Below are 13,286 nucleotides of genomic sequence, written 5' to 3'. Positions count from 1 at the left end.
GCCTTGCAACTGTCATGGGCCGGGCGTAACCCGCTGCCATGGACGCGATATTCGATGCGGGCGCGCCGCCCGCCTGCCCCTCTCCGTTCAACATGGCAGCCCATGTGCTTGGCCGTGCAGAGGCGCTTGCCGACAAGATCGCGCTGGCGGTCGTCACGCCTGCGGGCGCCGAACGCTGGAGCTATGGGCGGCTGGAGGCCGCCGTGCGCGGCACCGCCACTGGCCTGTTGCGCGCAGGTGCACAGCCGGGCGAGCGCGTGCTCATGCGGCTTGGAAACACCGTCGACTTCCCGATCACCTATCTCGCCGCGCTGGCTGTCGACCTGATCCCGGTGCCGACGTCGGCACAACTGACGGTGCGCGAGGTGGGCAAGATCGCGGCCGAGATCACCCCGGCGCTGATCGTGTCCGGTGACGGCGTCGCCCTGCCCGAGGACTGCGCCGCGCCTGTGCTGACCACGGCGGACCTGCACGCCATGCGAACCCTTGCTCCCGCCGAGTATGCCATGGGCGACCCCGAACGGCCCGGATATATCATCTATACCTCCGGCACCTCGGGCGTGCCGCGCGCCGTCACCCATGCCCACCGCGCGATCTGGGCGCGGCGGATGATGTGGGACGGATGGTACGGCCTTGGCGAAGGCGACCGGCTGCTGCACGCGGGCGCCTTCAACTGGACCTACACGCTGGGCACCGGCCTGATGGACCCGTGGTCGGTGGGCGCTACCGCGCTGATCCCCGGCGCGGGCGTGACGCCGGACCAGTTGCCGCTGCTGCTGCGCCGCCATGACGTGACGATCTTTGCCGCTGCGCCGGGCGTCTATCGGCAGATGTTGCGCGCGCCGATGCCGGGCCTGCCCAAGCTGCGCCACGGGCTGTCGGCGGGCGAGAAGCTGCCCGAGCGCCTGCACCGCGACTGGCAGGCTGCCACCGGAACCCCGATCTTCGAGGCGTTCGGCATGTCCGAATGCTCGACCTTCGTCTCGGGCAGCCCGGCGCAGCCCGCGCCGCCCGGCAGCCTTGGCTATCCGCAGCCCGGCCGCCGCGTTGCGGTGATCGGCGAGGACGGCATCGTGCCGCGTGGCACCCCCGGAACACTTGCCGTCGCGCGCAGCGATCCCGGCCTGATGCTGGGCTACTGGAATGCCCCCGAGGCGACCGCCGAGCGGTTCAGCGGCGACTGGTTCCTGACAGGCGACACCGTGTCGATGGCAGAGGACGGCGCGATCAGCTATCTCGGCCGCGCCGACGACATGATGAACGCCGGCGGCTACCGCGTCTCGCCGATCGAGGTGGAACAGGTGCTGACCGCCCATCCCGGCATCACCGAATGCGCCGCCGCCGAAGTGACCGTAAAGGCCGACACCACGGTGATCGCGCTGTTCTATGTCGCACAAACCGATCCGGGCGAGGCGGCGTTGAACGAATTCGCGGGCGGCAACCTTGCCCGCTACAAATGCCCGCGCCTCTATCGCCGGGTCGACGCGCTGCCCAAAGGCGCAAACAACAAGATCCTGCGCCGCGCGCTTCGGGACAACTGGGAATGCGAACATGGCAAAGCTTGATATCCTCTCCGATCCGATCTGCCCGTGGTGCTACATCGGCAAGGCCAACCTTGATGCCGCCTTGATGGCAGAGCCGAACCATCCCTTCGTGATCGAATGGCATCCCTACCAGCTTAACCCCGACATGCCTGCGGGAGGGATGGACCGGCGCACCTATCTGGAAGCCAAGTTCGGCGGCAAGGCGCAGGCAGTGCAGGTCTACGCCCGCATTGAGGAGGCCGCGCAAGAGGCTGGCCTGTCGATAGATTTCAGCAAGATCGAGCGCACGCCGAACACGCTTGACGCACACCGTCTGATCCACTGGGCCGGGATCGAGCAGCGCCAGACCGCCGCCGTCTCGGCGCTGTTCAAGGCGTATTTCGAGGACGGGCGCGACATCGGCGCCCACGAGGTTCTGGCCGACATCGCCGACGGGATCGAGATGGACGCGGCGCTGGTCCACCGCCTGTTGGAATCGGACGCCGACATCGAGGACATCCGCGCCCGCGACGCCTGGGCGCGCGAGCGCGGCGTCACCGGCGTGCCGACCTTCGTTGTCGGCCAGCGCCATGCCGTGCCCGGCGCGCAGCCACCCGAGCTTTGGACGGGTGTGATCGCCGAGATGCTCGCCGAGAGTGAACAGGCGGGCGAGCAATGAGCCCTTCGCCCCTGCCCCAGCCGAAAAAGCAACTGTCGCAGGCCGAATTCATCGCCGTCATGGCGATGATGTTCGCCACGATCGCGTTTTCCGTCGACGCGATGCTGCCCGCCTTTCCGGGCATCGTCGCCGAATTGACGCCCGACGATCCCAACCGGGTGCAGTTGATGATTACCAGCTTCATCCTCGGGATGGGCGTTGGCACGCTGTTCACCGGGCCCTTGTCCGACACCTTCGGCCGCAAGCCGATCATCATTTTCGGCGCGCTGGTCTATTGCGTTGGCGCCGCGCTGGCCTGGATCGCCCCATCGCTGGAATTGATCCTTGTCGCCCGTGTCCTGCAGGGGCTGGGCGCCGCCGGTCCGCGCGTCGTGGCGCTGGCCATCGTGCGCGATCTGTATTCGGGCCGGAAAATGGCCAAGATAGTCTCGTTCATCATGATGATCTTCACCCTGTTTCCCGCCTTTGCGCCGCTGATCGGGTCGGGGATCATCGCCGTCACCGGCACCTGGCGTGCGATCTTCGGCGCGTTCCTGGTTTTCTCGCTGATTTCCGTCACCTGGATCACGCTGCGCCAGGCCGAAACGCTGCCCGCCGACAAGCGCCGCGCCTTTCGCCCGGCGATCCTGCGCGAGGGCGTCGTCGAGGTTCTCACCAACCGCCGCTCGGTCACGACGATCATCGCCATCACCATGGTCTTCGCCGCTCTGTTCCTCGCGATCTCGGCAACGCAACTGATCTTTGACCGCACTTACGGCATGAACGATGTCTTTCCCTACTGGTTCGCGGGGATCGCCCTGCTAGCCGCGACCGGATCGATCCTGAACTCGCAGATCGTCGAGAAGATGGGGATGCGCCGCGTCGTGTCGATCTCGCTGACCGTCGCGCTGGTGATCTCGGTGGTTGCCACGGCGACATGGTCGGCGGCGGGCGCGTGGAGCTTCTGGATCTACATCGTCTGGACGCAGTGCCTGTTCTACATGGTGCAGCTGACCGTCGGGAACCTCAACGCTCTGGCGATGGAGCCGCTGGGACATCTGGCAGGCATGGCCGCGTCGATCATCGGCGCGATCTCGACCGTGGTTGCGGTGATCCTCGCCGCGCCGATCAGCCTGCTGTTCGATGGAACGCCAGTGCCGATCATGGCCGGAACGACGGTGCTGATCCTTGCGGCGCTGCTGCTGGTGCGGCGGATCGGCGATGTGCCCGAGACTGAAAGCGAGGCCACCTAGGCCTTCTCCTTCGCCTTTGCTTCCTTCACCTTCTCGGCAAGGTCGCGGGCAATGGCGAAGGCGCCCTTGATCTTGTCGCTGTCGCGGGCCCAGTCGCGGCGCACGATGATCTTGTTGTCCTTTACCTTCGCCAGCCCCTTCTGATCCTGGAGGAACTCGACCAGACCGGCGGGATTGGCGAACTTGTCCTTGTGGAACTGGATCGTCGCGCCCTTCGGGCCGCCATCCAGCCGCGCGATCCCCGCGCGCTTGCACATCTCCTTGATACGCACGACCAGCAGCAGCGTGTTGACCTCTTTCGGCAGCTTGCCGAAGCGGTCGATCAACTCGGCGGCGAAGCCTTCCAGCTCGACCTTGGTGTGCAGGTCCGACAGGCGGCGATAGAGTCCGAGGCGCACATCAAGATCGGGGACGTAATCCTCTGGGATCAGGACCGAAACGCCAAGATTGATCTGCGGCGCCCAGTGCCCGTCATCGTCGGTCAGCCCCTCCAGCTCGCCCGAGCGGATCTTGGCGATCGCCTCTTCCAGCATGGATTGGTAAAGCTCGTATCCGACCTCGCGGATGTGGCCCGACTGTTCCTCGCCCACAAGGTTGCCGGCGCCGCGAATGTCGAGATCCTGGCTGGCCAGGGTGAACCCCGCGCCCAGCGTGTCGAGCGAGCCGAGGACGCGCAGGCGCTTTTCGGCGGCGGGCGTCAGCTTCATGCGCGGCTTGGTGGTCAGGTAGGCATAGGCGCGCGCCTTGGACCGGCCCACCCTGCCCCTGATCTGGTAAAGTTGCGCCAGCCCGAACATGTCGGCGCGGTGCACGATCAGGGTGTTGGCGGTCGGAATGTCGAGGCCGGATTCCACGATGGTCGTCGCCAGAAGCACGTCATACTTGCCGTCGTAGAAGGCGTTCATCCGGTCGTCGAGCTCGCCCGCCGCCATCTGGCCGTGCGCGGTGACAAAGGACAGCTCCGGCAGTTGTTCGGTCAGGAAGTCCTGTATTTCCGCCAGATCGCTGATGCGCGGCACGACATAGAACGACTGCCCGCCGCGATAATGTTCGCGCAGCAGGGCCTCACGCACCGTTATCGCGTCGAACTCGGACACGTAGGTGCGGATCGCCAGGCGGTCGATCGGGGGCGTGCCGATGATCGACAGGTCGCGCACGCCCGTCAGCGACAGTTGCAGCGTGCGCGGGATCGGCGTCGCGGTCAGCGTAAGCACGTGGATGTCGGATCTCAGCTGCTTCAGGCGCTCCTTGTGGGTGACGCCGAAATGCTGTTCCTCGTCGATGACCAGAAGGCCCAGGTTCTTGAACCTGATGCCTTTGGCCAGAAGCGCATGGGTGCCGACGACGATGTCGACAGACCCGTCGCCCATCCGCTTCTTGGTCTCGGCGGCGTCCTTCTGGCTGATGAACCGCGACAGCCCGCGCACCTCGATGGGAAAGCCGCGAAACCGCTCTCTGAACGATGACAGGTGTTGCCGGGCCAAAAGCGTCGTCGGCGCGATCACGGCGACCTGCGCGCCCGACATTGCAGCCACGAAGGCCGCGCGCATCGCAACCTCGGTCTTGCCAAAGCCCACATCGCCGCAGATCAGCCGGTCCATCGGGGTGCCGGACCCCAGATCGGTCAGCACATCGCCGATGGCACGCAACTGGTCGTCGGTTTCCTGATAGGGAAAGCGGGCCGAGAACGCGTCCCACATGCCATCGGGCGGCTCCAGGATCGCGCCCTTTCGCAACAGGCGCTCGGCGGCGATGCGGATCAGCTTGTCCGCGACCTGCCTGATACGTTCCTTGAGGCGGGCCTTCTTGGCCTGCCACGCGCCGCCGCCCAGCTTGTCGAGAAGGCCCTCGTCATGGCCGAAGCGGCTGAGAAGCTCGATGTTCTCGACCGGCAGGAACAGCCGGTCCCCGCCCGCGTATTCCAGCACAAGGCATTCATGCGCCGCGCCCATCGCCGTGATGACCTCGAGGCCGGTGAAGCGCCCAACGCCGTGGTCCACGTGGACGATCAGGTCGCCCTGCGACAGCGATTGCGCCTCGGTCAGGAAGTTGTCGGCGCGGCGGCGCTTTTTCGTGGACCGGATCAGCCGGTCGCCCAGCACGTCCTGCTCCGAAATCACCGTCAGCCCCTTGGCGGTAAAGCCATGCTCCAGCGCCCAGACGGCCAGATACAGACCGCCCTTGCTGTCTGGCACATCGCGCCAGTCGGAGATCTCGGTCGCGCCGACGATGTCCTGATCCTCCAGCAGGCCCGAAAGCCGTTCGCGCGCGCCTTCGGAATAGCTGGCGATTACAACCTGACCGCCTTTGCGCATTGCCTCAATATGCTGGGCCAACGAGCCGAAAAGGCTTACCGATTCCTGTTGCCGCTCTGGCGAAAAGTTGCGCCCGATCCGCCCCCCGGCGTCGATCACGCCGGGGCCCGAGGCGTGCGGCAGCGGATTGAACTTCAGCAGCCGGTGCGACGCGACGGCGGCGTCCCACGCCGCCTCGTCCAGATACAGAAGGCCCGGCGGGCACGGCTTGTAGACGGTGTCGACGCGGTTCTTCTGCGTCATGGCGTGCTGGCGGGTTTCGTACTGGTCTTCAATCATCTCCCAGCGGGCGATGCGCGCGGGCGTGACCTGATCGTCCTGCGTCACGGTCGCGCCCGGCAGGTAGTCCAGCAGCGTCTCCAGCCGCTCGTGGAAAAACGGCAGCCAGTGCTCCACGCCCTGATGCTTGCGCCCGGCGCTGACCGCTTCGTACAGCGGATCGTCGGTGCCCGCCGCGCCAAACTCTATCCGGTAGCTCTGGCGGAACCGCGTGATCGCGGCATCGTCGAGGATAACCTCTGACATCGGCGCGAACTCGACCGCCTGCAGCGTCTCGGTGGTGCGCTGGCTGGCCGGATCAAAGCGCCGCGCGCCGTCCAGCACGTCGCCGAACAGATCAAGCCGCACCGGCCCGCTGTGCCCCGGCGGATAGATGTCGATGATGCCGCCGCGCACCGCATAGTCCCCGGGTTCCATCACCGTGGGGGTCTGGGTGAACCCCATGCGCACCAGAAAATGCCGCAGCGCGCTCTCGTCGATCCGGTCACCCACCCGCGCGGCGAAACTGGCGCCGCGCACAACGTCCCGCGCGGGCACGCGCTGGGTCGCGGCGTTCAGCGTCGTGAGCAGGATGAACGGTCCCGGAATGCCCGCTGCCAGCCCCGCGAGCGTCGCCATCCGCGCCGCCGCAATCTCGGGGTTGGGCGACATCCGGTCATAGGGCAGGCAATCCCAGCCGGGAAACCGGATCACCGTCACATGCGGCGCGAAGAATTCCAGCGCGGCGGCCATCGCGGCAAGGCGCTTGTCGTCACGGGCGACATGCACGACCGGCTTGCCGGTCTTGTGCAGTTCCTCGGCCAGCAGCCGGGCATCAAAGCCCTCGGGCGCGCCGCCGACGGTGATATGGGAAGGGGAGGACATTTGCGCTCAGGTAACGACGCAGGGGGCGGTGTCAACCGGCATCGCACCCGCAGGCCCGGCTACAGCGCGCCGACCGACAGGTTCTGGTACATGCCCCACATGCCGGTGACGAAGATCGACAGCATCCCGATCGCGCGCACGGCATGACGGTGCCGGTTCAGCCGCTTGTAAAGCTGCGCGCCGTCTTCGGCCCGGATGATCCGCGCGGTGCGCACGCTCAGCAGCCCGACCAGGGACATGGGGAACATCATCAGGAACAGCGCCTGCGCGAACTCGACCGCATAGCCGAAGCCCAGCACCGCCAGCATCGCCAGAAGCGCGCAGCTGCCCGCCGTGACATAAACCCCCAGCACGTCGCCGACATAGAGAATGCGGTTCACGTTGACGCGCACGATGGCGATCAGGTCTTCCTCGGCCTCGCCGCCGATCCGCCGCGCCCGGGTGATAAGATCGAATGGCACGCCCAGCACCCAATGCGTCGTCGTCGACCACAGAACGGCCAGCGCGATCCAGTACCAAAGGTTCGAGAAGGACCGGAAGTCGATCACCTCGAAGATGGTTGTGTAGATGTCCAATGCGCAGCCTGCTTGTGCCGGGGGCCTTGAGAAGTCGCGAAAACCCTGTATCCCGTTTAAGCTGCAGTTGAAAAGGCCCAAGACATGACGGACACGCCCGCCCCCTTCCCCGCCGCCCGCTTCCGCCGGATGCGCGCGCGTCCGGAACTGCGCCGCCTGATGCGCGAGCATACCCTGACCGTGGATGACCTGATCTGGCCGATCTTCGTGATGGAAGGCGAGAACGACGCCTACGACATCCCCTCGATGCCCGGCATCCAGCGCCTGACCATCGACCGGGCGGTGCGCGCGGCGGAAATGGCGGCAGGCCTTGGCATTCCGGTGATCTGCCTGTTTCCCTACGTCGATCCCGCGCGCAAGACCGAACTGTGCGAGGAAGCCTGGGACGAGAACAACCTGTCGAACCGCGCCACCCGCGCGATCAAGGCGGCGGTTCCTGGTATCGCGATCATGACAGACGTCGCACTCGATCCCTACAACATCAACGGCCATGACGGCATCGTGCGGGACGGCATCATCGTGAACGACGAGACCGTCGAGGCGCTGGTCAGGATGACCGTGGCGCAGGCGGCGGCGGGCGCCGACATCATCGGACCGTCCGACATGATGGACGGCCGCATCGCCGCGATGCGGGCAGGTCTGGAAGGCGCGGGCTTCCAGAACACCACGATCCTGTCCTACGCGGCCAAGTTCGCCTCCAGCTTTTACGGGCCCTTCCGCGATGCGGTCGGCGCGTCGGGCGCGCTCAAGGGCGACAAGAAGACCTACCAGATGGACCCCGGCAACACCGACGAGGCGCTGCGCCTTGTCGCTCGCGATCTGGCCGAGGGCGCCGACATGGTGATGGTCAAGCCCGGAATGCCCTATCTCGACGTCTGCCGCCGGGTGAAAGAGCGTTTCGCGGTGCCGACCTATGCCTATCAGGTGTCTGGCGAATACGCGATGCTGCAGGCCGCCATCGGCAACGGCTGGCTCGACGGCGAAAAGGTGATGATGGAAAGCCTTCTGGGCTTCAAGCGCGCCGGCTGCGACGGGATCCTGACCTATTTCGCACCCGAGGCGGCAAAACGGCTGAATGCGGGCTGGCGGTAAGCCGCCCGCCGCGCTCTGCCGGTCCATTTTGCAATGACAGGCTGGCGCGCCTCGTCTATACCCTGCGCATGACCGCCCGGACGAAACAAGGGCGGCACCCGAGGCATATCGATACGAAGGGCAGTCCCATGACACAGCACACCCGCCGCGCCATCCTCGCCGGGCTTGGCAGCACCGCCGCGCTTGCCGCTTGCGGCAACGGCGTCGGATCGAACGGTTCGGCCACCATCGACGCCCGCGTCGACCAGACGCTGAACTACCTCTACACCACCTACCCGGCCACGACACAACTGCGCGACAAGTCCGTCGGCCAACTGGTGATGCCGCTTGTCACCAAGGCAGGCTTCTTCGCGGGCGGCAGCTATGGCCGCGGCGCGCTTCGGATCGGCGGCGCGACGGTGGATTACTACTCGGCGACCTCGGGCAGCTTCGGGCTGCAGATCGGCGCGCAACAATCGGCGCATGTCTTGTTTTTCATGACCGACAACGCGCTGCGCGATTTCCGCTTCTCGGATGGATGGACCGCGGGCGCCGACCTTGAATACGCCGTCAAGGACGATGGCGGCGCGATCGTCGCCGACACCACGACCTCGCTGGCACCTGTCGTCGCTGTGGTCTTCGGTCAGGTCGGCCTTCTGGTCGGCGCATCGCTGCGCGGCACCAAGTACGCCCGCATCATTCCCTAGACTCTGCTATACAAATACGACATTGCACCTGAGCCAGACTGCCAATTCATCCCCAGCTCCGGCACATATCGAACAGCCCCCGTCATCTTTGGTCCCCAAATACCTCCGGGGGTCTGGGGGCAGAGCCCCCAGCCGGTCGCCGCGCGCAAGCGCGGCGAAACCGGGCGCTTTCAGTCTGCGTTCAACCGCCGGATCAGCGAGGAGGTGTCCCAGCGCCCGCCGCCCATGCGCTGCACGTCCTTGTAGAACTGGTCGACCAGCGCCGTGACCGGCAGGCTCGCGCCGACCTCGTCCGCCGCATCGAGGCAGATGCCAAGATCCTTGCGCATCCAGTCCACCGCAAAGCCATGCTCGAAATGATCGTCCAGCATCGTCTGGTGGCGGTTCGACATCTGCCAGGACCCGGCCGCGCCCTGGCTGATGACCTCGACCACTGCCGCAACGTCAAGACCCGCCTTCTGGGCGAAATGCAGCGCTTCGGACAGGCCCTGGACCAGCCCGGCGATGGCGATCTGGTTGCACATCTTGGTCATCTGGCCCGCGCCCGATCCGCCGATCCGGCGGCAGATCTTGGCATAGGCGTCGATCACCGGCGCGGCGCGGTCGAACACTTCGGCATCGCCGCCGCACATCACCGACAGCGCGCCGTTCTGTGCGCCCGCCTGCCCGCCCGAGATCGGCGCGTCGACATAGCCTATCCCGGCCTCGCGCGCCGCCTCATACAGCTCGCGCGTGACCTCTGCCGACACCGTCGTGTGATCGACAAAGACCGCGCCCTCGGCCATCCCTGCAAACGCGCCGTCCTCGCCAAGGCAGACCGACCGCAAGTCGTCGTCGTTGCCGACGCAAGACATCACGAACGCGGCGCCTTCCGCCGCCTCGCGCGGGGTCGGCGCATGGCCGCCGCCATGCACGCGCGCCCAGTCCTCGGCCTTGTAGGCGGTGCGGTTGTAGGCCGTGACGCTGTGCCCGGCCTTCGCCAGATGGCCCGCCATCGGATAACCCATCACGCCCAATCCCAGAAACGCGACCTGTGCCATGTCTTCCCCCATCGCCGTTGTGTCTGATGTCTGTCACCGCTAACTAACGAGCTCACGGATGCGGTCAACCGCGTCCAAGGGGAATCGATGGCACTTACCTTTCGCTGGCTCTTGCGCATCTTCACGGTTCTGGCGGTGCTGGGCCTGGCTGCGGTCTTCGTGATCTATCTGCTGGCCGCGCGGTCGCTGCCCGATTACAGCGCCGCGCACCGGGTGCAGGGCATCACCGGCCCGGTCGAGATCGTGCGCGACAACGCCAACGTCCCGCATGTCTTCGGAGCGACCGACAACGACGTCTACTACGGCCTTGGATTTGCCCATGCGCAGGACCGCCTGTGGCAAATGATGATGATGCGCCGCACCGTGCAGGGCCGCCTGAGCGAGCTGTTCGGGGACCGCACGCTGCGACTGGACGAGTTGATCCGTAGGCTCGATCCCTACGGCGCCGCCGTCGCCTCGCTCGAGGATCAGGACACCTACACCGCCGATGCGCTGAAGGCCTATGCCGCCGGGGTCAACGCCTGGCTGCGCCGCGTCAACGAAGAGGCGGCCGGGCGCGGCGCGCCTGAATTCTTTCTGTTCGACAACGCGGTAGCTCCCTGGCAGCCGGCGGATTCCATCGCCATCATCAAGCTGATGGCGTTGCAATTGTCCGGCCATCTCGAAGAGGAAGTGCTGCGCGCGCGCACCTCCTTCGTGCTGCCCGAGAACCGCGTGGCCGACGTGTTGCCGGATGCTCCGGGGGACGGCATTGCCGCGCTGCCCGATTTCGCCTCGCTGTTCCCGGGTGCCCCGGTCTTCGCGGACGTCGAACCGATGCCGGACGATCCGCTGTCCCCCTTCCCGGCCCGCGGCCTTGCGGGCGCGTCAAACGCCTGGGCCGCCGCGCCCTCCCGCGCGGCGACGGGCGGCACGCTTTTGGCGAACGATCCGCACCTCGGCTTTTCCGCCCCAGCGATCTGGTATCTCGCGCGGATCGAGCTGAAATCGGGCGGTGTCATCGGCGGCACCGTTCCGGGGATGCCGCTGGTGCTGCTGGGCCGCAGCGCGCGGTTGGGCTGGGGGCTGACCTCGTCCTATCTCGACGATCAGGACCTGTTCATCGAGCGTCTGAACCCGGACGATCCCGACCAGTACCTGACACCGGACGGCTGGGCCGACATGGATGTCACCTCATCCATCATCCGCGTTGCCGGGCAGGACCCGGTGACGATCCGGTTGCGGCGCACGGTCAACGGCCCGGTCCTGCCGGGCTATCACTACAAGCTGGGCACGATCACGCCCGAGGGGCATGCCGTGTCGCTGGGATGGACAGCGCTCGACCGCGACGACACCTCGATGAGCGCCGCGATGGCGTTGATGCAGGCCGCCGACCGGCGCGAGGCGCTGCGTGCGACCGCTGGATACATCGCGCCCAGCCAGAACCTAACACTTGCCGATGCGGACGGCGTGGCGATGAAGGTGATCGGCGCGATGCCCCGTCGCAGCGCCCAGCACCAGACCCAAGGCCGCCTGCCTTCTGCCGGATGGCGGCCCGAGAACCGTTGGGACGGTTATCTGCCGACCGCCGCCAATCCGCAGTTCATGGACCCAGAGGGCGGCATCGTCGCCAACACCAACAACAAGATGATCGACCGGCCGTTTCCGCTGCACGTCTCGTTCGAGTGGGGCGACACACAGCGCATACAGCGCCTGCGCCGCCTGATGCAGACGCGAGAGGTGCACACCCGCGAAAGCTTTATCGAGGCGCAGCTTGATACCGTGTCGTTCACCGCGCGCTCCTTGCTGCCGCTGATCGCGCGCGATCTGTGGTTCACCGACGAGGCAGCGCCGGATGGCACGCCCGAACGCCTGCGCCAGCGCGCGCTGGCGCTGCTGGCCGAGTGGAACGGCGAGATGAACGAACATCTGCCCGAGCCGCTGATCTATGCGGCCTGGCTGCGCGCCTTGCAGGACCGTCTGATCCAGGACGAGCTTGGGCCGCTCGCGCGCGAATATACCCACGCCGATCCGGTGTTCATCGAACGGGTGTTCCGCGACGTGGACGGAGCGGCGATCTGGTGCGACGTGATCCAGTCCGGCCCCGACGAGACCTGCACCGACATCGCACGGCTGGCGCTGGACGATGCGCTGGTCTGGATCGACGAGACCTATGGCACCGCGCTGGAATCGCTGCGCTGGGGCGACGCCCACCAGGCAACGCATGACCATCAGGTGCTGGGCGAAACACCGGTGCTGAAATGGTTTGTGAACATCCGCCAGTCCACCTCGGGGGGGGACAACACGCTTTTGCGCGGACGCACCATTGGCACCGGCCCGAACCCGTTTCTCAACGTGCACGGCGCGGGGTATCGAGGCGTGTATGACTTCGCCGATCCCGACAGTTCCGTCTTTGTCGTCTCGACCGGGCAGTCGGGACACCCGCTCAGCCGTCACTATGACGATCTGGGCGAAATCTGGCGGCGCGGCGAGTATATCCCGATGTCGCTCGATCCCGATCTGGCGCGGGCGGCTGCGGTCGGGATCACGCGGCTGGAGCCCGCGAACTGATCAGCCGATGGCGCGGGCGGCCAGCACGCCGGCCGTCGCCGACCCCGCCGTCAGGAGCGTGCCCCAGGTCACGTCTGTGGCGACCATCTGCCAGGTCCAGTTGCGCAAGGTGGCAAGATTGGTGAACTCGTAGGTGCCATAGGCCGCAGCCCCGAAGATCGCCGCGTTCAGCGCGATCCGCCACAGCGGCGCGTCGTTCAGCATCGGCCATGTCACCAGCCAGGTCAGCGCGGCGACATAGAACAGGTAGAACACCGCTGCCGGGGCCAATTTGACATCGTCCAGCAGCATGTCGCCCAGATTGCGCTCGAACAAGGGCTTCAGAAGGACGGTCAGGCCGATGGCGTCGACGACAAGAAAGACCACGGCGGATACGAGATACAGGACGACAAGGGACATGGGGACTCCGGCTGCGCTACCAAGTGCGAGCTAGTGCATCAGGCACGCGCCG

General features: G+C 66.3%; 10 protein-coding genes. 6 read left to right on the top strand and 4 right to left on the bottom strand.

Annotated features, from left to right (window positions below):
* Window positions 1-38 precede the first annotated feature (38 nt).
* Genes KTJ87_RS07070 through KTJ87_RS07060 form a run of 3 tightly spaced genes read left to right on the top strand, consistent with a single transcriptional unit; the run spans window position 39 to window position 3,434 of the window.
* A complete protein-coding gene (locus KTJ87_RS07070) occupies window positions 39-1,565 on the top strand; it encodes a class I adenylate-forming enzyme family protein (protein WP_267138397.1) in 1,527 nt (508 codons plus the stop codon).
* Window positions 1,552-2,202, top strand: coding sequence for a DsbA family oxidoreductase (locus KTJ87_RS07065; protein ID WP_267138396.1), 651 nt, complete (start codon window positions 1,552-1,554; stop codon window positions 2,200-2,202). Before KTJ87_RS07070 ends, KTJ87_RS07065 begins: the two co-directional genes overlap by 14 nt.
* Window positions 2,199-3,434 (top strand): multidrug effflux MFS transporter, encoded by a 1,236-nt coding sequence (locus tag KTJ87_RS07060; protein ID WP_267138395.1) that lies wholly within the window; start codon window positions 2,199-2,201, stop codon window positions 3,432-3,434. Before KTJ87_RS07065 ends, KTJ87_RS07060 begins: the two co-directional genes overlap by 4 nt.
* Here KTJ87_RS07060 and mfd read toward each other — a convergent pair.
* Both mfd and KTJ87_RS07050 read right to left on the bottom strand, forming a co-directional pair.
* Entirely contained in the window at window positions 3,431-6,892 is a 3,462-nt protein-coding gene (gene mfd / locus KTJ87_RS07055) for a transcription-repair coupling factor (protein ID WP_267138394.1), read from the bottom strand. The two genes, KTJ87_RS07060 and mfd, sit on opposite strands and share 4 nt — an antisense overlap.
* A gap of 59 nt (window positions 6,893-6,951) precedes the next feature.
* The gene (locus tag KTJ87_RS07050; protein ID WP_267138393.1) at window positions 6,952-7,467 is read right to left on the bottom strand and encodes a component of SufBCD complex; all 516 of its coding nucleotides are present in this window, start codon (window positions 7,465-7,467) and stop codon (window positions 6,952-6,954) included.
* Between the two features lie 84 nt (window positions 7,468-7,551).
* Here KTJ87_RS07050 and hemB point away from each other — a divergent pair, with 84 nt between their 5' ends.
* Complete coding sequence (hemB, locus tag KTJ87_RS07045) at window positions 7,552-8,559, top strand: porphobilinogen synthase (RefSeq protein WP_267138392.1); 1,008 nt, start codon at window positions 7,552-7,554, stop codon at window positions 8,557-8,559.
* Window positions 8,560-8,687: 128 nt separating this feature from the next.
* Window positions 8,688-9,245: a lipid-binding SYLF domain-containing protein gene (locus tag KTJ87_RS07040; RefSeq protein WP_267138391.1), complete on the top strand. Its 558-nt coding sequence runs from the start codon at window positions 8,688-8,690 to the stop codon at window positions 9,243-9,245.
* A 170-nt stretch (window positions 9,246-9,415) separates the two neighbouring features.
* Here KTJ87_RS07040 and KTJ87_RS07035 read toward each other — a convergent pair whose 3' ends face one another.
* Window positions 9,416-10,285, bottom strand: coding sequence for an NAD(P)-dependent oxidoreductase (locus KTJ87_RS07035; RefSeq protein ID WP_267138390.1), 870 nt, complete (start codon window positions 10,283-10,285; stop codon window positions 9,416-9,418).
* An 87-nt stretch (window positions 10,286-10,372) separates the two neighbouring features.
* On the opposite strand from KTJ87_RS07035, the gene KTJ87_RS07030 reads away from it, so the two are divergent.
* A complete protein-coding gene (locus KTJ87_RS07030) occupies window positions 10,373-12,835 on the top strand; it encodes a penicillin acylase family protein (RefSeq protein WP_267138389.1) in 2,463 nt (820 codons plus the stop codon).
* Here the strand turns inward: KTJ87_RS07030 and KTJ87_RS07025 are convergent, their stop codons facing one another.
* Window positions 12,836-13,234 carry a DUF2177 family protein gene (locus tag KTJ87_RS07025; RefSeq protein ID WP_267138388.1) on the bottom strand — a complete coding sequence of 133 codons (399 nt, stop codon included), beginning with the start codon at window positions 13,232-13,234 and terminating at the stop codon, window positions 12,836-12,838.
* Between the last annotated feature and the right edge of the window lie 52 nt (window positions 13,235-13,286).

It is taken from the genome of Anianabacter salinae, from assembly GCF_019061145.1.
Classification (GTDB): domain Bacteria; phylum Pseudomonadota; class Alphaproteobacteria; order Rhodobacterales; family Rhodobacteraceae; genus Anianibacter; species Anianibacter salinarum.
This window is presented reverse-complemented; position numbering and strand designations above follow the sequence as displayed.